Here is a 20609-nt window from a genome sequence, read left to right on the forward strand (position 1 = left end):
GTGAAGGCCACCCAGAAGGACTTCGCCTCGGTCGCGGCCCGGGTCGCGCGTGAGGCCCGGCTGTTCTTCCTGTGTGGGCCCGACGAATCGGGCGCGAGCGATGCGGCCGCGAAGATCGTCTCGCTTCTGGACGACCCGGGCGAACGTATCGAGATGAGCGGGGCGGAACTGCGCCGCGATCCGGTGCGCCTGGGCGATGAGGCCCGCTCGACTTCGCTGTTCGGCGGCACCCGCCACATCTACGTGCGCGCGCAGGGCGACGAAGCGCATGATGCGGTCAAGACCCTGATCGAGAACGAGGTCGAGGGCTGCCCGGTCCTGATCGTGGCGACCGGCGCGACCGACAAGTCGCGCACGGCCAAGCTGCTTTCCGGGCGCGGCGACGCGCTGGTGGGCATGTTCTATCCGCCCGATCTCGCCTCGGTGACCGCCACGGTGCGCACGCTGGCCAACGGGGCGGGGCTCAAGATGGGGAGCGAGGTCGCCCAGCGCATTGCCCGTGCGGCAGGGCTCGACACGCGGCTTGCGCGTTCCGAGGTCGAGAAGCTGGCGCTCTATCTCGATGCCGTGCCCGAGGCTCCGCAGGCGGTGACGATGGAGGCGCTCGATGCGATCGGCGCCTCGACCGAGGACGATGCCTTCGGTCCGCTCGTCGATACGATCCTGGGGGGGAAGCGCGAGCTCCTCGCCTCCGAACTCAAGCGCATGCACGACCTGCAGATCAATCCGGTGGGGCTGTTGCTGGCCTTGGAGCGGCGTGTGGCTCAACTGGCCGCCCTCAATGCCCAATTGGGAACGAACGGCGACGTTGGCGCTTTACTCGAAGCCGAAGCCAAGGCGCGTCGGGTATTCTGGAAAGACAAACCGGCCCTGGCGCAGCAATTGCGGGTCTGGCGCGGCCCGCGTCTCGACCGTCTCGTGTCGCGTCTTGTTGCACTGCACCAGAGTCTCCTGTCCAATAGTCAGGATTCGGAGCTCTTGTTGGCCGATGGTCTCGTGCGAATTGCTCGAATGGCGATAGGATCTACAAAACAACGCGCAAGCAGAACCGTCTAAGGTTTTTCGATTGCTACTTGGTGGCCATGGGGACTATACGTATTGCACTGCAGCATTACCGTCTTCGAACTAACGCAGGGGGGCAGGGCAAGGTGAAGCTGGCTGTCGGGAGTGCCGAATCCATGAATGCGCCGTTCGCGCCACGTGCCATGCTCAATGTTTCGCCGGAGCAAGGGGTTAGCCCCGTTGCGCCAGCTCTCGTGCGGCGGCGTTTGCAGTGTTATCTGGGCATCATGCTCGGCGACATGCTGGCGATCGCGATCGGTTTTGCGGTGATCGGCTGGGCGATTCATGGCCAGCTCGGGTTCGCGCGGGCGCTCGTTTATGGACAGCTGGTCCTTCCCATCTTCCTGACACTGGCCCTCTACAACGGGAGCTATTCGCTCACCACGTTGCGCAACGCCTGGTCGGGCGTGGCCCGAACGATGATGGCGATGACGCTTTCGGTGGCTGTCGCGGTCTTCGTGCAGTTCCTTATCCGTCCGTCCGGCGAATTGCCGCGTCTGGCCTTTATCCTCGGCTCGGTCACGGCGATGATCCTGATGGCCATTTCGCGTCGCCAGATGCGGGCCCTGGTCCGCTGGCGCTGCGGCACCCAGGTGCTCAACGAACTGGTCATCGACGATGGCGGTCCCAAGGTCGATTTCCCCGGGGCCATTCGCGTTTCGGCTACCGCGATGGGTTTGCGTCCCGATCTCAAGGACCCCGATGCGCTTGACCGCTTCGGTCTGGTGCTGCGCAATATCGACCGCGTGATCGTAAGCTGCCCGGTCGGCCGCCGCGCGGAATGGGCGATGATGCTCAAGGGCGCCAACGTCGATGGTGAAGTGCTGGACGATGTCGTTGTGCGTCTCGGCGCGCAGGGGGCCCGAGTCTCGGGCCAGCATGGCCTCCTCCTGGTTTCGGCAGGGCCGTTGGGGCTTCGCGAGCGGGCGATCAAGCGCATGTTCGACCTTGCCTTCGCGGGCAGCGCCATCCTTGCGCTCTCGCCGCTTCTGATCGTGATCGCGCTGGCCGTGAAGTTCTACGACGGGGGCTCGGTGCTCTTCGTCCAGCGGCGCATGGGGCGCGGCAACCGCTTCTTTAACATGTACAAGTTCCGTTCGATGACAGAGGCCTTGTGCGATGCCGATGGCAACCAGTCGGCCTCGAAGAACGACCAGCGCATCACCCGGTCGGCAAGTTCATCCGCAAGACCAGCATCGACGAGTTGCCCCAGCTCTTCAACGTGCTCCTTGGCGACATGAGCCTCGTCGGTCCGCGCCCGCACGCCACGGGATCGCTGGCGGGCGACAAGCTGTTCTGGGAGGTGGACCTGCGCTACTGGCAGCGGCACAGCCTCAAGCCGGGCCTGTCGGGCCTTGCGCAGGTGCGCGGCTATCGCGGCGCGACCGACAAGGAATCGGATCTGGTCAACCGCCTGCAGTCGGATCTGGAATACCTCGAAGGCTGGACGATCATGCGCGATGTGCAGATCATCTTCCTGACCTTGCGCGTCCTGGTCCACGACCGCGCGTTCTGAGCGCCAGCCAAGTCAGGCACGAAAAAGCCCGCCGGGTCATTGCGACCGGGTGGGCTTTTTCGTGCCTGTGTCGGCGAAGGTGCTGGCGAAGGTACCGGCTAGGATCAGTTCGACGATTTGGGTACGTTGAAGGTGCCCTTGACGCGCCCGCCCGAGGCCGAGGAGACGCCGGTCTTGAGATCGACCACGAAACGACCGCCGCGCAGCGTATCGGTGCTGCCGCGTTTGAGCGAGGCGTTGCCGACCATGGTGATGATGCGCTTGTTGAAGTCGTAGACGGCCACGTCGCCGGTGGCGACTTCGTCGCGCCGGGTCACACGTACACCGCCGGTTGCGGTGATGCGCTGGACCTCGAGGCGGTCGGCGTTGGTGAAATTGACCACGGTGCGCGCGGCCTTCAGCGTCAGGCCGGCCTGGCGGATGTCGACATTGCCGGTGAGCACGACGCGGTCCTCCCGGTCCTGCAGCTCGATCTTGTCGGCCGAGAAGTCGACAGGGGCGTCGGTGTTGTGGCCTTCGAGGGCCTGCGCCCCGATCCGCTGGGAGGCGACCAGGCCGCCTGTTGCCAGGATCGCGAGGGCAAGGGCCGAACGCAGCGCAAGGGAGGGCAGGCGAACGGACGTCATTGGGGTATCTCCAGCTTGCTGCCGGGGGTCATCCGCAGCTTGGCATTGCCTTCAAGGGTTACGGTGCGCGCATCGAGGTCGGCCTGCATGGTCTCGGCCTTGAAGGTGCCGCTGGGCACCCGACCTTCGACGCCGCCGGAGCCATGGGCGAGCTTGGATGCGATATCGACCGAGACGTTGTTCGCGGTCATGTGGTAGCCATCGCTCGCGGCGAAATCGACAGGTCCATCGACGTCGAGCAGGTCCTCGTCGTAGTTGTAGCGCCCGCGCGGGGCGACGATCTTGCCGGGCCCGTCGCTGAGTGCAAGCTGGGCGGCGAGGTCGAACATCTCGACGATGGGACTGGCCGCGCTTTCCTGAACGGCCGTGCCTGCCGTGACGGTGAAGGCGCGCCCCCGGTCGTCCTTGCCGCTGTAGGCGGCGTCGTCGACCGAGAGGCGGTTTTCGGTGACCTCGACCTTGTTGCGATCAAGCAGGAAGCTGACTTCGCCGCGCGGGCTGAGGGGCACGAGGATCATCACCGCAGCGACCACGCCGATTGCGGCCGGCAGGGCCTTTATCAGGAAACCCACCAGGCGGTCGTGCGAGCCGCCGGGCGCGGCAAGGTGCCGGCGGCGGTTGCGGATCTGTCTGGCTTCCTCAGACATGGGCGCGTGGTTCCTGCAGCGTCAGGCCGCTTGGTGGCTGAAAATGTCGTGGTCAGGCCACCCGGCGAGGTCGAGACGCGCGCGGGCGGGAAGGAAATCGAAGCAGGCCTGGGCCATCTCGGTGCGGCCCTCGCGGGCGAGGCGCTCGACCAGGATGGTGTGCATCGCGTGGAGGTGGCGCACGTCGGAGGCCGCGTATTCCTTCTGCGGGTCGGACAGGTCCGGTGCACCCCAGTCGCTCGACTGCTGCTGCTTGGACACTTCCTTGCCGAGAAGTTCGCGCACCAGGTCCTTGAGGCCGTGGCGGTCGGTGTAGGTGCGCACCAGCTTGCTCGCGATCTTGGTGCAGAACACAGGCGCAGCCATCACGCCCATGTAGTGCTCCATCGCGGCGAGGTCGAAGCGCGCGAAATGGTAGAGCTTGAGGCGCGCCGGATCGGCCAGCACCGCCTTCAGGTTGGGCGCGGCGTAGTCGCTGCCCGGCGCGAAGCGGACGAGATGCTCATCGCCTCCGCCATCGGAAATCTGGACCACGCACAGGCGGTCGCGGCGGGTGATGAGTCCCATCGTCTCGGTGTCGACGGCAACGGGCCCCGGCGCCAGGACGCCCTCGGGGAGATCTTCTTCGTGGAGATAGACAGCATGATGCGAAAGTGCTTAGGGATTGCCGGTCGGTTGCGCAATGGGCGCAAGCCCACCTTGTTGCCGGGCGCGGAGGAAATTTGCGATGAGCGGATCGGACAGCCACGCCGGTGCCGAAGGCGCCGAGGCGGTGCCGGAAAGCTGGCGCGCCGCGCTTGCCCCGGTTCTGGAAGCTCCCGAGGCGCGCCGTCTGGGCGCCTGGCTGCATGCCGAGGAGGCGGGCGGCAAGACCATCTATCCCCCGCGCGGCAGCCGCCTGCGCGCATTGGAACTTACCCCGCTCGATGCGGTCAAGGTCGTGATCCTGGGGCAGGACCCCTATCACGGGCCGGGACAGGCGCACGGGCTGGCCTTTTCGGTGCAGAAGGGCGTGCGCGTGCCCCCCTCGCTGGTCAACATCTACAAGGAACTGGCCCGCGACTGCGGTGTGACGGCGCCCGGGCACGGCAATCTGGAAGGCTGGGCTCGCCAGGGTGTGCTGCTCCTCAACAACGCCCTGACGGTCGAGGCGGGGCAGGCCGGTTCGCACCAGAAGCGGGGTTGGGAGGCGATCACCGATGCCGCCGTGGCCGCAGTTGCGGCGCGGCGCGAGCCGTGCGTGTTCCTGCTGTGGGGTTCGCATGCGCAGAAGAAGGCGCAGCGGGTGCCGGGGCTCATGCAAAGTCAGCACCTCATCCTGCAGGCGCCGCATCCCAGTCCGCTCTCGGCGCACCGCGGGTTCCTAGGATGCGGGCATTTCAGCCGTACCAACGCCTTTCTGGAAGAGAACGGGCGTGAGCCGATCGATTGGGGCTGCGTCTGATAGACGCAGCCGATCAGGCTGATCGCAAGCCCTGCGGCAACCACTTGCGGGCCTGACGCATTCTCTTTGGCGAACCCCCAATCGCCGAGAGGACCCATCCATGGCCGACAAGCCCACCCTGACCACCAGCGCCGGTGCCCCTGTTCCCTCCAACGAGAACTCGCTGACCGCAGGCACGCGCGGGCCGGTGCTGATGCAGGACTACCAGCTCCTGGAGAAGCTCGCCCACCAGAACCGCGAGCGCATCCCCGAGCGCACCGTCCACGCCAAGGGCTGGGGCCTGCAGGGCACTTTCACGGTGACCAAGGACATCACGAAGTACACCTGCGCGAAGATGTTTTCCGAGGTGGGAAAGCAGACCGAGGTGCTTTCGCGCTGGTCGACCGTCGCGGGTGAAGCGGGCGCGGCCGATGCCGAACGCGACGTGCGCGGCTTCTCCCTCAAGTTCTACACCGAGGACGGCAACTGGGACATGGTGGGCAACAACACGCCCGTCTTCTTCGTGCGCGATGCCTACAAGTTCCCCGACTTCATCCACACGCAGAAGCGCCATCCGCGCACCAACCTGCGCAGCCCCGAGGCCATGTTCGACTTCTGGGCCGCCCAGCCCGAGAGCGTGCACCAGGTGACGATCCTGATGTCGGACCGCGGCATCCCCAAGAACCCGATGCACATGAACGGGTATGGCAGCCACACCTTCTCGATGTGGAACGCGGCTGGCGAACGCTTCTGGGTGAAGTTCCACTTCAAGACCCAGCAGGGGCACAAGTTCTACACCAACGCCGAGGCCGAGAAGCTGATCGGAAAGACGCGCGAATCCTATCAGGAGGACCTCTACAACGCGGTCGAGAAGGGCGAGTACCCCAAGTGGACGCTCTACATCCAGGTCATGCCCGAGGAAGACGCGCTCAAGACGCCCTACAACCCCTTCGACCTCACCAAGGTCTGGCCCCACGGCGACTACCCGCTGATCGAGGTGGGCGTCCTGGAGATGAACCAGAACCCGGACAACTACTTCCAGATGGTCGAGAACGCGGCATTCAGCCCCTCGAACATCGTGCCGGGGATCTCGTTCTCGCCCGACAAGATGCTGCAGGCACGCGTGTTCTCCTATGCCGATGCGCACCGCTACCGCCTGGGCACACATTACGAGGCGCTGCCCGCCAACGCGGCCAAGGCCGCCAAGGTGAATCATTATCACAAGGACGGCGCGATGCGCTTCTTCACCAACGACTTCGGCAACCCGGACGCCTACTACGAGCCCAACCAGTACGATGGGCCGGTCGCCGATGCGGGCGCGCAGGAGCCGCCGCTGCGCATCGACGGGGACATGGATCGCTATGGCAACCCGCAGGAGATGGACGACTTCACGCAGCCCCGCGCGCTCTATGAGATGTTCACCGACGAGCAGAAGCAGCGCCTCTACACCAACTACGCGCAGGCCATGGGGCCGTGCTCGAAGGGCGTGAAGGAACGCTGGTTCGCGGTCCTGGAGAACGTCCACCCCGACTACGCGGCCGGCGTGCGCAAGGCCTGCGAGGAACTCGACAGCGACGTGAACGCAGTGCCGATCACGAGCGAGACCGCGACCGACGCCGAAGAGGTGAATACGGCGCCCGACACCGTGAAGGCGCACGCGGAGTAAGCGACGAAGTAGAATTCTTATTTCAAGGGGCCATCGCCCCTTGACCCCGGAATCGGCAACCTCACCTTTCTCAGCCAATCTGGCGTGCGCAAGGTGAGGTTGACCGTTCGGGGAGCCCGAGGGCGATGGCCCTCGGATTTCTCTTTCCTTCTGGCCGCTCAGGCCGCCGCGCTGGTCCGCCGCAAGGGCTCGCCCTGTCCCGCGATCTCGGGGCGGTCCTCGCGCATGCGGGTGCGGAAGCCCGCCATGAGTTCGCTGAGGCCGCGCGCTTCGCTTTCCAGGCTTCGGGTCGCGGCGGTCGTTTCCTCGACCATGGCCGCGTTCTGCTGGGTCATGCGGTCCATTTCGCCGACCGAGGTGTTGACCTGGTCGAGGTCGCTCGCCTGCTGGCGCGCCGAGGTGGCCATCTGCGCGATGAAGCTGCGCAGTTCGCTCACTTGCGCCAGGATGGCCTCGAGCCGGGTGCCGGTCTCGCCGACCAGTTCGACGCCGCCTTCCACTTGCGCGCTGCTCTTGGTGATGAGCTCCTTGATCTGGTGCGCCGCGTCGGCCGAACGCTGGGCGAGATCGCGCACCTCGTTGGCGACGACCGCGAAGCCCTTGCCCGCATCGCCCGCGCGCGCGGCCTCGACCCCTGCGTTGAGGGCCAGGAGATTGGTCTGGAAGGCAATACCATCAATGAGGTCGATGATGGTCGAAATCTCGCGCGCGGATGCCTCGATGGCGGACATCGCGGAGACGGCCGCGCGGACCACTTCGCCGCCTTCGCTGGCCTCGTCGTGGGCCGTGGTGATGGCCTCCTGCGCCTGAGCGGCGGTGCCTGCCGATTCGCGGATGCGGTCGGTCACTTGCGCCATGGCCGCGGCGGTTTCCTCCAGGCTCGCGGCCTGCTGCTGGTTGCGCTGGGCAAGGTCGTCCGAGCCCGCGCGAATCTCCGAGATCGCGTTCATCACGCTGGAGGCCCCGACGCGCACGGTGCCCATGGCCTTGCACAGTGCGGAGACGGCCTCGTTGAAGTTCGTGCGCAGCGCCTCGTAGCTTTCCGGGAAGGGCTCGGTGATGCGGTATTCGAGGTCCTTGCCCGCAAGCTTGTGGAGGCCGACCGAGACATTCTCGACCACGCGCCGCTGTTCCTCGTCCGCGCTGGCCTTCTCGATCCCGGCGCGGCGGAAGACGTCCATCGAGCGGGCCATCGTACCGAACTCGTCGCGCCGCTCGGTGCCTTCGATGACGATGTCGAAGTCGCCTGAGGCGAGGTGTCCGAAGCTGCGGCTGGCGTTCTCCAGAGGGGTGACGATCCTACGGTCGATCAGCCGGGCGGCATAGGGGATGGCGGCCGCCAGCAGCAGCGCTATGAGAGCGCTGGCCAGCAGGCAGGCGGCGGTGATCCAGGTGTCGGTGCGCATCTCGGCCGTGGTGAAGGCGCGCGAGAGGGCGACGAGCTTGAGCACTTCGTGGCGCTGGCAGTCGTAGATGGGGGAGAGTTCGCGCTCCTGGATCCAGTACATGGCATCCCGGTCGCGGCCCTTGGCGGCCTTGGCGAACTTGCCATCGACGATGCGCCAGAAATGGTCCGCGACCCGGATCACGCGGGCCAGCTGGTCGCGTACTTCGGGAGGCACCTCGTTTTCCTGCCAATAGGCCTGGCGTTCGCGGAATTCGCCTTCGAGGCGCTCCAGCTCGTCAAGGACGAGCGGGGCTTTCCCCGGGTTGGCGGTGGCCTGTGTGACCTGGAGGTAGGGTTCGACGACGAAGGCTGGCGGCGGCAGGATGTCAGCCAGCATCTCGTTCTGGAGGGCGTGCTTGCGCTCGATCGGACCGCCAAAGCGGATCATGTAGACGGCAAGGCCGGTCAGCAGCACGGCGAGCGCAACGAGCGTGGTGAGCCCGCGTCCGGCCTTCCGGGTCTGGTCCTTGATCACCGTCTCGCTCCATCCCTTCTGCGCATCCCGGCGCGCGTCCTTGCAGGCGGCCCGTGGCCGGGCTGCCGCGAAGAGGAGGTAACGGCGCACGGTGAAATGGGCGCCAAGGCGGACCTAGGCGACTTTGCGGGGGAGCCGGGCAGGAAGCGGCAAGATGCCAGGAGGTCGCACAGGGCGCGCGCAACGCTTTCGGGAGCCATGAAAAAAGGGGCGCCCTTGCGGACGCCCCTTCGTCTCTCGGTTACCGTGTGGCCCTGTCTCAGCGCGGCAGTTCGCTCGCGCCCATCAGGGCCTCGTCGACGGCGCGCGCGCACTGGCGGCCTTCGCGGATGGCCCAGACGACGAGGCTCTGGCCACGGCGCATGTCGCCGCAGGCCCAGATCTGCTCGTCCGAGGTCTGGTAGACCTGGGTGTCGGCCTTGACGTTGCCGCGCGCGTCGAGCTCGACGGCGGCCTGGTCGAGCATGCCGGCCTTCTTGGGGCCCACGAAGCCCATGGCGAGAAGGATGAGGTCGGCTTCGAGCGTGAACTCGCTGCCCTCGACCTCGACCATCTTGCCGTCCTTCCACTCGACGCGGACGCATTCGAGGCCCTTGACGTCGTTGTCGCCGACGACGCGCTTGGTAAGCACGGCCCATTCGCGGTCCGCACCTTCCTGGTGGCTGCTCGAAGTGCGCAGCTTCAGGGGCCAGAACGGCCAGGACATGCCCTTGTCCTCGTGGACCGGGGGCTTGGGCATGATCTCGAGCTGGGTGACCGACTTGGCGCCCTGGCGGTTGGAGGTGCCCACGCAGTCCGAACCGGTGTCGCCGCCGCCGATGACGATGACGTTCTTGCCGGTCGCGGTGAGCGAACCGCGCGGTGCGGCGCGCAGTTCATCGTCGCCCGCGTTGCGCTTGTTCTGCTGGGTGAGGAACTCCATCGCAAGGCGCACGCCGGGCAGTTCAGCGCCCGGGATCTGCAGCTTGCGCGCATCCTCGGCGCCGCCGGCAAAGACGATCGCGTCGTAGTTTTCCTTGAGCGAGCTCACCGAGACGTTCACGCCCACTTCGGTGGAGGTGCGGAAGGTCACGCCTTCAGCCTCCATCTGCGCGGCGCGGCGGTTGATGAGGTGCTTCTCCATCTTGAAGTCGGGGATGCCGTAGCGCATCAGCCCGCCCACACGGTCGTTCTTCTCGAACACGGTGACCGAGTGGCCCGCGCGCGCCAGCTGCTGCGCGCAGGCGAGGCCCGCCGGGCCCGAACCCACGACCGCGACCGACTTGCCGGTCTTCGCCTCGGGGATCTTCGGCGTGATCCAGCCTTCCGACCAGCCCTTGTCGACGATCGCGCATTCGATCGACTTGATCGTGACGGGCTCGTCGATGAGGTTCAGCGTGCAGGCCGCCTCGCACGGCGCGGGGCAGATGCGGCCGGTGAACTCGGGGAAGTTGTTGGTCGAGTGGAGGACCTGAAGCGCGTTGCGGAAGTCGTCCTCGTAGACCAGGTGGTTCCAGTCGGGGATGATGTTGTTCACCGGACAGCCGGTGTGGCAGTGCGGCACGCCGCAGTTCATGCAGCGCGAGGCCTGCCCCTTCAGCGTTTCCGCCGAAAGGGGGACCACGAACTCCTTGTAGTTCTTCAGACGCTCGTCGACAGGTCCGTACGTACGGTCCTGGCGGTCAAGCTCGAGAAAGCCGGTTTCCTTGCCCATGTCTTCTATATTCCTTCGAACTTATTCCGCCGCGACCGTGGCGGCTTCGAGACGCTCGGCTTCGAGCATCTTGAGCGCCTTGGCGTAGTCGCGCGGCATCACCTTGACGAACTTGCCCAGCGCATCCTCGAAGTTGTCGAGGAGTTCGCTGGCCCGGCTCGAGCCGGTGTGCAGCTTGTGGCGTTCCAGCAGGACGCGGATGCGCTCGGCGTCGTGACGCAGCATGTCGCCCATGCCCAGGTCGTTGACGCTGACCGTGCGCTGCTGCGGACGGCCGGTGCCCTCGTCCTCGTCCGGGGTCGCCGAGACGCTTTCGAGATCCACCATGGCGGTGTTGGCCAGGTCCTTGAAGCGGCCTTCCTCGTCGTAGACGTAGGCGATGCCGCCCGACATGCCGGCTGCAAAGTTGCGTCCGGTCTTGCCCAGAACCATCACCACGCCGCCGGTCATGTACTCGCAGCCGTGATCGCCGCAGCCTTCGACAACCGCGATCGCGCCCGAGTTGCGGACCGCGAAACGCTCGCCGCCCACGCCGTTGAAGAACGCCTCGCCCGATACCGCGCCGTAGAGCACGGTGTTGCCGACGATGATGTTCTCGGTGGGAACGCGCTTCACGTTGTCCGGCTGGCGCACGATCACGCGGCCACCCGACAGACCCTTGCCGACGTAGTCGTTGGCATCGCCGACGAGGTCGAGCGTCACGCCATGGGCGAGCCAGGCCGCGAAGCTCTGGCCGGCAACGCCGGTCAGCTGCACGTTGATGGTGTTGTCGGGCAGGCCCTCATGGCCGTAGCGACGCGCCACCTCGCCCGAGAGCATCGCGCCCACGGTGCGGTTGACGTTGATCACCGGCTTCTCGATGCGCACGGCCTCGCCGTTCTCCAGGGCCGGGGCCGCGGCGGCGATGAGCGCGTTGTCGAGCGCGTTCTCGAGGCCGTGGTCCTGGCGCTCCGACCAGTTCAGCGAGGGGCTGTCGCCCAGCGGTGCCTGGTAGAGGATGCGGGAGAGGTCGACGCCCTTGGCCTTCCAGTGGGTGATCGCCTTCTTCATGTCGAGCTTGTCGACGCGGCCGACCATCTCGGCGATGGTGCGGAAGCCCAGCTGGGCCATGATCGCGCGCAGTTCCTCGGCGACGAAGAAGAAGTAGTTGATCACGTGCTCGGGCTGGCCGGTGAAGCGGGCGCGCAGAACGGGGTTCTGCGTGGCAACGCCGACCGGGCAGGTGTTGAGGTGGCACTTGCGCATCATGATGCACCCGGCCGCGATCAGCGGCGCAGTGGCAAAGCCGAACTCGTCGGCGCCCAGGAGCGCGGCGACCGCGACGTCACGGCCCGTACGCAGGCCGCCGTCCGCCTGGACAGCGACGCGGCTGCGCAGGTTGTTGAGGATCAGCGTCTGCTGGGTTTCGGCCAGGCCGATTTCCCACGGGCTGCCCGCGTGGGTCAGCGAGGTCAGCGGCGAAGCGCCGGTACCGCCCTCGTAGCCCGAGACGGTGATGTGGTCCGCACGTGCCTTCGAGACACCGGCGGCAACCGTGCCCACGCCCACTTCGGAGACGAGCTTGACCGAAACGCGGCTCGTCGGGTTCACGTTCTTGAGATCGTGAATGAGCTGCGCAAGGTCCTCGATCGAGTAGATGTCGTGGTGCGGCGGCGGCGAGATAAGGCCCACACCCGGGGTCGAGTGACGGGTCTTGCCGATCACCTTGTCGACCTTGTGGCCGGGCAGCTGGCCGCCTTCGCCGGGCTTTGCGCCCTGCGCCATCTTGATCTGGATGTCGTCGGCGTTGACGAGGTACTCGGTGGTGACGCCGAAGCGGCCCGAGGCAACCTGCTTGATCGACGAACGCATCGTGTCGCCGTTTTCCAGCGGCTTGAAGCGCTTGGGATCCTCGCCGCCTTCACCGGTGTTCGACTTGCCGCCGATACGGTTCATGGCGAGCGCCAGCGTGGTGTGCGCCTCCCACGAGATCGAGCCGTAGCTCATCGCGCCGGTGGCGAAGCGCTTGACGATCTCGCTGGCCGGTTCGACTTCCTCGATGGGAATGGCCGTCTCGGCCAGCTTGAAGTCGAGCAGGCCGCGGATGGTCAGCATGCGGGCCGACTGGTCGTTGATGCTCTCGGCGAACTCCTTGTACTTGGCGGGCACGTTGCCGCGCACCGCGTGCTGGAGGTTGCCGATGTTGTCGCTGGTCCAGGCGTGGTCTTCACCGCGTACGCGCGAGCCGTAGATGCCGCCCACGTCGAGCATGCCCGCGTAGATCGGGTTGTCGCCATAGGCCTCGGCGTGGCGACGCACGGTCTCTTCGGCGATTTCGGCCAGGCCCGCGCCTTCGATGGTCGTCGCGGTGCCTGCGAAGTAGGTCTCGATGAACTCGCTCGAGAGGCCCACCGCGTCGAAGATCTGCGCGCCGCAGTACGACTGGTAGGTCGAGATACCCATCTTGGACATCACCTTGCGGATGCCCTTGCCCACGGCGTAGACGTAGTTCTTGGCCGCATCGTCGGCCGAGATCGGCAGCTTCTTGCGGACCCGCATTTCCTCGATCGTCTCGAAAGCGAGGTAGGGGTTGATCGCTTCGGCGCCATAGCCAGCCAGCGCGCAGAAATGCTGGACTTCGCGGGCTTCACCGGTCTCGATGACAAGGCCGGTCTGCATGCGCAGGCCCTGGCGCACGAGGTGGTGGTGCACCGCTGCGGTCGCCAGCAGCGCAGGCATCGGAATGCGGTCCGGGCCCTGCGCACGGTCGGACAGGATCAGGATGTTCTTGTCCGCGAGCACGGCTTCGGTTGCTGCCCAGCACATTTCCTTGATCGCCATCTCAAGGCCCGCGGCGCCGCTCTCGGCGTCCCAGGTCATGTCGATGGTCTCGGTGCGGAAGGCGCCGTCAAGGGCGGCTTCCACCGAGCGGATCTTGGCCAGACCCTTGTCGGTCAGGATCGGCTGGCTGACTTCGAGACGCTTGTGCGTTCCGGCATCGTGGCCGAGCAGGTTCGGGCGCGGACCGATCATCGAGACGAGGCTCATGACCAGTTCCTCGCGGATCGGGTCGATCGGCGGGTTGGTGACCTGCGCGAAGTTCTGCTTGAAATAGTCGTAGAGCAGGCGGGCCTTGTTCGACAGGACCGGGATCGGCGTGTCGGTGCCCATCGAGCCGATCGGATCATCGCCGTTCATGGCCATCGGCTCGAGGAAGCGCTGGGTGTCTTCCTGGGTGTAGCCGAAGGCCTGCTGGCGGTCGAGCAGCGTGCCGGTGGGGGCAGGGATCTCGGCCAGTTCGGGCTCGATCACGTCGAGGTCGGCGAGCTTGTACTGCGCCTTGTCGAGCCACTTCTCGTAGGGTTCCTCCTCCGAGAGCTTGGACTTGATTTCCTCGTCCTCGATGATGCGACCTTCTTCGAAGTCGATCAGCAGCATGCGGCCGGGCTGGAGGCGCCACTTGCGCACGATGCGCTCCTCGGCGATCGGCAGGACGCCGCTTTCCGAGGCCATGACGCACAGGTCATCGTCGGTGACGAGGAAGCGCGCGGGGCGCAGGCCGTTGCGGTCGAGGGTGGCGCCGATCTGGCGACCATCGGTGAAGGCCACGGCGGCCGGACCGTCCCAGGGCTCCATCAGCGCGGCGTGGTATTCGTAGAAGGCGCGGCGCTTGGCGTCCATCAGCGGGTTGCCGGCCCAGGCTTCCGGGATGAGGATCATCATCGCGTGGACCAGCGAGTAGCCGCCCGCGAGCAGCAGTTCGAAGGCGTTGTCGAGGCACGCGGTGTCCGACTGGCCGTGCGGGATGATCGGCCACATCTTGTCGAGGTCCGCGCCCAGGAGGTCGCTTTCCATGGTGCGGCGGCGCGCGTTCATCCAGTTCACGTTGCCGCGCACGGTGTTGATTTCACCGTTGTGCGCCATGAAGCGGTAGGGGTGCGCAAGGCGCCAGCTCGGGAAGGTGTTGGTCGAGAAGCGCTGGTGCACGAGGCCGAGCGCCGAGACGAAGTCCGGATTGCGCAGGTCGTCGTAGAACGAGCCGACCTGGGTTGCCAGGAGCAGGCCCTTGTAGACGATCGTGCGGCTCGAGAAGCTGGGCATGTAGAGCTCGGTCAGGCCGGGCAGGTCGTTCTTCTCGGCCAGCTTGTGCAGCGGGTTCTGCGTCTGCTTGCGGATCACCAGCAGCTTGCGCTCGAACGCGTCCTGGTCGGGGCAGTCGCCGTCGCGTGCGATCACGCACTGGCGCACCACCGGCATCGATTCCAGAACCGCCTTGCCCAGGCCGTCGAGCGTGACCGGCACGTCGCGCCAGCCCACGAGGCGCTGGCCTTCCTTGGCAATGAACTTCTCGAAGGTCGAGACCACGAAGTCGCGCGAAGCCTCGTCGCGGGGCAGGAAGCACATCGCCACGGCGTAGTCGCCCGGCTGGGGCAGCTCATGGCCATTGTCCTTGGCCCACGTGCGGAAAAGCTGATCGGGAATCTGCGTGAGAATGCCCGCACCATCGCCCAGCAGCGGGTCCGCACCCACGGCGCCGCGGTGGTCGATGTTTTTCAGAATCTCCAGAGCCTGGGTAATAATGGCGTGCGATTTCTCACCCTTGATATGGGCTACGAAGCCCACACCGCAGGAGTCATGTTCATTTCGCGCATCATAAAGGCCCTGGGGCTTAGGAAATCCCATCGATAATACCCATCCTGTCATTTTGTCAGGGGTCGCAAAACCCGCTTCGCCCGCGCAGCGCGCACGAATCGAGCGCCGCTCTTGAGCGACATAGTGACCCCACGGTCCCCATGCAGATTGAGGGGCGGTTTTGCAACCGACTTCGGGCCTCGACGGATGAAAAATTCCAATTGACGCCGATTTTAGGCCATTTTGTTATCAAGAATCAGCGTTTGAGAACTGTCGCAATGGTTTGGTGAAACAAGTGTCCGTGGAGCGGAACCCGCTTCGGGGAACAGAAGGCAGGCGATTGCCTCCGCTGCCTCTCCAGCGATCAAGTGTCGCGATCAGGCGGCGCCGCTCATCCGCTGGAGCGTGGCGAGGGCCGCGCGCAGGGCCTTCTCGGTCTCTTCTGAGTCTTCGCGCGCGGGGGCATCGAAGGGGCGGGACTGCGCGAGGGAGGCATCGGCCTGCATTTGACGCGGGAAGGCCAAGGGTTCGGACCCTCCGGCTGGGGCCGCATCGAAGGGACGCGGAGCCTCGCTCGATGCGCGGGCGGTCTGGCTGCGCGCCTCTTCGCCTGGGAAGATCACGACCGGTTCGATCTCGTCATGGTCGTCGGGTTCCTCGACGCGCACGAAGGACGGCGCAGCTTCGCTCGGGCGCGACAGGCCCAGCAGCGAGGAGTAGCCCTGTTCGAGCACGCTTTCTTCTTCGGCGTCGTTTTCCTCGGGCTCCTCGGGGGCAAGGCCGGCGGGCGCGGCGAACGGGGCCGGGGACGGCGCGGACGGCGGTGCAGGCGCGCGGATGTGGCGGGCCGGGATGTAGTCAGGCAGCGCCTCGTCGTCCTCGTCCTCGAAGGCATCGAAGTCGATCCCGCGCATGGCGGCGGGCAGGCCCGGCTTTGCGGCGGACGCCTCTTCGGGAGTCGTCTGTGCCGCCTCGTGCGTGGCAGGCTCGCGGGTGGCCTCGGAGTTCGGTGCGGCGAAGGGGCCGCGGGCCAGTGCGACCGGGGCCGGTTCGGGCGCTTCGACCTGCGGGCGTGTTGCCTCCTCTGCGGCCGATGGCGTCGGTAGTGGCGGTGCCTCTGTGGCGGCTTCCGGCGAATAGGGCTCCGGGATGGCGGGGCCGCTCGTGGACGGCGCCGGGGTCGGTTCGTCCGATGTCTCCGGGGCCGGGTCCAGCGCCTCGGTCTCGCGGCGGCGCGTCATCGCCAGGGCGAGGCGCTCGAGCAGTTCGATCGGCGAGAGTTCATCGAGTTCGCGCGCGGCGATGCGCTCGGCGCCGCTGCGCGGGCCTGCGCCTGCGGTGAATTCGGCCATGGCGGCTGCGGCGAAGGGCAGCACATCGGGCGCTTGGGCCGGAGTGGTCTGGGCGCTGCGCAGTTCGTCCGTTGCGACGGACTCGGATACGGTCGGAATCTCGTCCCAGGTCTCTGCGCCTTCGTCGATTTCCTCATCCTTGTGCGGGAGCAGCGAGAAGCCAGGGGCCGCGGTCCTTGCGGCGATCGCCTGCGAATAGGCATCGAACAGGCGCTGGCCGGGGGCGGCCGGTACGTCGGCCTCGGGCGCAGAGGCGGACGGGGTGCCTGTCCGGAAGACCTGCGCCTCGGGCGGGATGGGGCGCGACGGGGACACGCTGGACTCCAGGGCAACAGGCGCATCCGGGGCGACAGCGGTCGCGGCCGCGGTCGCGGCCGGGGCTTCGGCTTCGCGGGGTGCGGGCATCACGTCCGGCTCGGCGGCGGGGGCCTGTGCATTGTCGAGATAGGCCTCGAGATCAAACTCGCGCATGTCGAGGATGCCTTCGGCGATTTCGCCACGTCCGGTTTCTTCAAGGGGCGCTGCGGCAGATGCAGGCGCAATGATCGTCTCGAACTGCGCGGGGGCCTTGGGAGCCTCGGGCGCGCTATTTTCCAGGGCCTCGGCGGTCTCTGCACTCGCTTCCTGGGCGCTCGCGGTTTCCAGTTCCATGTTGGCCAGTGCCCGACGACGGCCCGCAGGCGCGCGCGTGCTGACCGGGGCTTCGTCCCGAGCCATTTCGGTGCGATCCCCGTGGGCGCGGGCATGGGCGCGGGCAGACGGGCGCGGGCGCACGATGCGCAGGGCCAGGAATCCGCCAAGAAGGGCGCCGAGCCCGGTCATGGCAAGGGCAAGCGCGATGCGGAAGGTGGCCCCCAGCGGCGGCGCGGCCATGGGTACGAGCGTGTCGAGGCCGGTGGCGAGAATCGCCTGTTCAACCACGGCGGGCCGCAGCGCGATGCTGCACAGCCCGGCCAGCGCGCCGCACCACAGCGCGATGATGGCGGGGAAGATCGGATGCTGGCTGATCGGCGGCTTTCCGCCCTTGGTCTTGCGCATCTTATCGGCCACGTCGCACACCCCCAGGAGTGATTATCGGGCCGGGAATCGCGGAACCGATCGCGTTCTAGTGCCCATGTTGCGCCACCACTGGTGACAGCATTTGGTAAACGTCTTGATAACGCCTGGCATTGGCGGACCAGTCGTGCGCGCGGCGCACATGGGCAATGCCCGCAGTGCGAAGGCGTTCCCAACTATCGCGCGCGCCGAGCAGTTCGGCAAGCGCGCGCGCCAGATCCTGTGGATCATCGGGCGCGAAGAGCACGCCGGTCTCGCCATGGGTGACCAGTTCGCGATGTCCGCCCACGTCACTGGCCGCGACGATCTTGCCCTGGGCCATCGCTTCCAGGGGCTTGAGCGGGGTGACGAGGTCGGTGAGACGGCTGCGCTTGCGGGGGTAGGCCATGACATCGCACAGCGCGTAGTAGCGTTCGACCTCGGCGTGGGGAACGCGCCCCACGAAGCGGATTGCGTGCGCGGCCGGAGACTCTTTGGCCTGCGCGCCAAGCGCCTCGGCGCGCGGGCCCCCGCCGACCAGCAGGAGGCGTGCGTCGGGCTCTCGGGCGAGCAGGGCGGGCATGGCCGCGATGAGGTCGTCGAGCCCCTCGTAATCGTAGAAGCTGCCGATGAAACCGATGACCGGACAGGGGCGCCGTCCGCGCGCTGGAAGCCAAGCGTCCGGGCAAGCGCCTCGTTGCGCGGCGCAGGCGTCCCGAAGAGATCGAGATCCACGCCGTTGGGCATGACCGTGATCTTGTCGGCGGGCACGCCGCGCCCGGCAAGATCGGCGCGCAGGCCCTCGCAGATCGTCACCACTGCATCGGCGCGGGCAACAACGTGGTTTTCAAGGCCGCGGGTCAGCCGGTACTTGAGCGAGCCTTCGCGACCCGTGCCGTTGCCCACCGCGGCGTCTTCCCAGAAGGCCCGGATCTCGTAGACGAGGGGGAGCGCGTGGCGCCGGGCGGCCCGCAGCGCCGCGGCGCCGCACAGCGCGGGCGAATGGGCGTGGAGGATGTCCGGGCGCCAGGCCGCGATCGCGGCCTCGATCCCGGTGTGGAAGCGGGCGATTTCGCGCGCCTCGCGCCAGACCGGCGGGCCCTTGGCGGTCCCGGGGGTGCGGTGGAAGAGCAGGCCATCGGCCTCTTCAGGCGCCGTGTCACCTGGGGTGTCTCCGGCCTTGTGGCGCAGCCCCGTGACGCCGCGCACCTCGTAGCCCATCGCCTGCTGTGCCTTCAGGATCGCACGGGTGCGGAAGGTGTAGCCGCTTTGCAGGGGCAGCGAATGGTCCAGCACGTGCAGGATGCGGGGCGGGCGTGTGCTCATGGCGCTCGTTTGCTACAGGACAACGCTTAACGCGGCGTCAACCCGGGCGCCTTAGCAGGTTTTGCGATGGTCGACATCTTTGCCCTTGCCCTCTCCCACGGCCTGATCGCGCTGGCCGTGTGGCGCCTGTTGCAGCGGCCCGATCTCGACCGCGAGGGCGAGCCCCCAGCGCCGCGTCGTGCCCCGGGTGGGCAGGGGATGCGCGTTCCCGGCGCCGCTACCGAGCCGCAGTCCGAAGAGGATGCGCGTGCGCCGCGCCCGGGAGCGCCTGGTGCTTAACCTCGCCTTCACCGGCTTCTTTGTCGCGCTTCTGCTGGCCGGGCTGCGCCGCCCGTTCCTGTGGGTGCTGTGCTATCTCTACATCGACATCGTTGCACCCCAGATCATTTCCTGGGGGTTCCTTTCGGTCATCCCCACTTCGCTGATTGCCTTCGTTGCGGCCTTTGGCGGCTGGCTGGCGCTCGACGGGAAGGAGGGGACGCGTTTCACTTGGCGTCAGGGAGTGATGCTGGCGCTGCTAGCCTACTGCGCGATGACCACGCTGCGCGCGGACTATCCGCTGCCCGCGCTCGAGAAATGGAGCTGGGTGTGGAAGGCGCTGGTCTTTGCGATCTTCCTCCCGCTCACCCTGCGCACGCGCCTGCGCATCGAGGCCGCCGCACTGGTGATGGTGCTGGCGGCCAGCGCGCTCATCATCGATGGGGGGATCAAGACCGCGCTGGGCGGTGGCGGCTATGGCACTTTGCGCATCTTCGTGGAGAACAACACGGGCCTCTATGAAGGCTCGATCCTCTCGTGCGTGGCCATCGCGGTCATCCCGATCATCCTGTGGCTGGCGCGACATTCGACGATCTTCCCCTCCGACTGGAGGGTCTGGACTTTCGCGGTGGCGCTCATCTTCGCGTGCTGCCTGATCCCTGTGGGCACGCAGGCGCGCACCGGCCTCGTCTGCCTTGCGGCCCTATGCATCCTCTACCTGCGCACCGCGCGCCACCGGGTCCTGATCCTGGCGGGCATGACGCTGGTCGCCTTTGCCGCGATTCCCTTCCTGCCCCAATCGTTCGTCGCGCGCATGAACACCATCGAGAACCACGAGGCCGACCAGTCGGCGGGTACGCGGCTGGGGGTCTGGAAGTGGACCTGGGACTACGCGCGGGAGAATCCGCTGGGCGGTGGTTTCGAGGCCTACCTCGCGAGCCGGGTCGAGTACGACACGGTCGTGCATGACACGAGTGGAGACGTGACGACCGTGCGTCGCGAGCATGTCGTCGAGACAGGCCGCGCCTACCACTCCAGCTACTTCGAGATGCTGGGCGAACAGGGCTATCCCGGCCTGTTCCTGTGGCTGCTGCTCCAGGCTTCGGGGCTGTGGCAGATGGAGGCGCTGCGCCGCCGCTACCGCAAGCGGAGCGCGCCGGAGGAGGCCTGGGTGGCCCCGCTTGCCAATGCGCTCCAGCTCTCGCAGGTGTCCTACCTCGTCGGTTCTCTGTTCGTGGGCATCGCTTTCCAGCCCTTCATCCTGATGGTGATCGGCCTGCAGTGCGGCCTGTGGAGCTATCTTGGGCGGGTCGGTACGCCACAGGTGAAGGCCGACCGCGCGAAGCCCCGTGCTCGCGTGGAAAGGAAAATGAAGGTGCGCCCCTTAACCTGAAGGGCACTTCGCCGTTTTGGTTACCGTGGGGATGTGCGGTGGCACGACTAAGAATCTTTCCATAGTCTGCACTTCGCGT

12 protein-coding genes and 2 pseudogenes are annotated in these 20609 nt (G+C 66.7%); 6 read left to right on the forward strand and 8 right to left on the reverse strand.

Translation table 11 applies throughout. The features are described from left to right. Both holA and MBENS4_RS26560 read left to right on the forward strand, forming a co-directional pair. Positions 1-1056, forward strand: coding sequence for a DNA polymerase III subunit delta (gene holA / locus MBENS4_RS08330; RefSeq protein ID WP_039390058.1), 1056 nt, complete (start codon positions 1-3; stop codon positions 1054-1056). Between the two features lie 944 nt (positions 1057-2000). Further along, positions 2001-2578 (forward strand): annotated as a pseudogene (locus MBENS4_RS26560) (sugar transferase). A gap of 104 nt (positions 2579-2682) precedes the next feature. Here MBENS4_RS26560 and MBENS4_RS08340 read toward each other — a convergent pair. Genes MBENS4_RS08340 through MBENS4_RS08350 form a run of 3 tightly spaced genes read right to left on the reverse strand, consistent with a single transcriptional unit; the run spans position 2683 to position 4454 of the window. Beyond that, positions 2683-3204: an LptA/OstA family protein gene (locus MBENS4_RS08340; RefSeq protein WP_039390060.1), complete on the reverse strand. Its 522-nt coding sequence runs from the start codon at positions 3202-3204 to the stop codon at positions 2683-2685. Beyond that, positions 3201-3851 (reverse strand): hypothetical protein, encoded by a 651-nt coding sequence (locus tag MBENS4_RS08345; protein WP_039390062.1) that lies wholly within the window; start codon positions 3849-3851, stop codon positions 3201-3203. Before MBENS4_RS08345 ends, MBENS4_RS08340 begins: the two co-directional genes overlap by 4 nt. A 21-nt stretch (positions 3852-3872) precedes the next feature. After that, entirely contained in the window at positions 3873-4454 is a 582-nt protein-coding gene (locus MBENS4_RS08350; RefSeq protein WP_052322110.1) for a ribonuclease D, read from the reverse strand. Positions 4455-4578: 124 nt separating this feature from the next. Here MBENS4_RS08350 and ung point away from each other — a divergent pair, with 124 nt between their 5' ends. Both ung and MBENS4_RS08360 read left to right on the forward strand, forming a co-directional pair. After that, on the forward strand, positions 4579-5295 hold the full coding sequence (gene ung, locus MBENS4_RS08355) for a uracil-DNA glycosylase (RefSeq protein ID WP_052322111.1): 717 nt from the start codon (positions 4579-4581) through the stop codon (positions 5293-5295). Between the two features lie 100 nt (positions 5296-5395). Continuing rightward, on the forward strand, positions 5396-6940 hold the full coding sequence (locus tag MBENS4_RS08360) for a catalase (RefSeq protein ID WP_052322112.1): 1545 nt from the start codon (positions 5396-5398) through the stop codon (positions 6938-6940). Between the two features lie 158 nt (positions 6941-7098). Here the strand turns inward: MBENS4_RS08360 and MBENS4_RS08365 are convergent, their stop codons facing one another. The 5 genes and pseudogenes from MBENS4_RS08365 to MBENS4_RS08385 all read right to left on the reverse strand — a co-directional run bounded on the left by MBENS4_RS08365 (position 7099) and on the right by MBENS4_RS08385 (position 18879). After that, the gene (locus tag MBENS4_RS08365) at positions 7099-8952 is read right to left on the reverse strand and encodes a methyl-accepting chemotaxis protein (protein ID WP_144400873.1); all 1854 of its coding nucleotides are present in this window, start codon (positions 8950-8952) and stop codon (positions 7099-7101) included. Between the two features lie 169 nt (positions 8953-9121). Beyond that, positions 9122-10555, reverse strand: a complete 1434-nt coding sequence (locus tag MBENS4_RS08370) for a glutamate synthase subunit beta (protein ID WP_039390063.1) — start codon at positions 10553-10555, stop codon at positions 9122-9124. A gap of 21 nt (positions 10556-10576) precedes the next feature. Continuing rightward, a complete protein-coding gene (gltB, locus tag MBENS4_RS08375; protein ID WP_039390066.1) occupies positions 10577-15217 on the reverse strand; it encodes a glutamate synthase large subunit in 4641 nt (1546 codons plus the stop codon). A 326-nt stretch (positions 15218-15543) separates the two neighbouring features. Next, on the reverse strand, positions 15544-17568 hold the full coding sequence (locus tag MBENS4_RS08380; protein ID WP_039390069.1) for a hypothetical protein: 2025 nt from the start codon (positions 17566-17568) through the stop codon (positions 15544-15546). A 55-nt stretch (positions 17569-17623) separates the two neighbouring features. After that, positions 17624-18879 (reverse strand): annotated as a pseudogene (locus tag MBENS4_RS08385) (TIGR04063 family PEP-CTERM/XrtA system glycosyltransferase). Positions 18880-18945: 66 nt separating this feature from the next. On the opposite strand from MBENS4_RS08385, the gene MBENS4_RS08390 reads away from it, so the two are divergent. Together MBENS4_RS08390 and MBENS4_RS08395 are read left to right on the forward strand one after the other, a co-directional pair. Next, positions 18946-19158, forward strand: a complete 213-nt coding sequence (locus MBENS4_RS08390; RefSeq protein WP_039390072.1) for a hypothetical protein — start codon at positions 18946-18948, stop codon at positions 19156-19158. Then, positions 19151-20530 carry a putative O-glycosylation ligase, exosortase A system-associated gene (locus tag MBENS4_RS08395; RefSeq protein ID WP_039392041.1) on the forward strand — a complete coding sequence of 460 codons (1380 nt, stop codon included), beginning with the start codon at positions 19151-19153 and terminating at the stop codon, positions 20528-20530. The genes MBENS4_RS08390 and MBENS4_RS08395 overlap by 8 nt, the downstream gene beginning before the upstream one ends. Positions 20531-20609: the final 79 nt, after the last annotated feature.

The sequence above is a fragment of the Novosphingobium sp. MBES04 genome, from assembly GCF_000813185.1.
In the GTDB taxonomy this organism is placed as follows: Bacteria; Pseudomonadota; Alphaproteobacteria; order Sphingomonadales; family Sphingomonadaceae; genus Novosphingobium; species Novosphingobium decolorationis.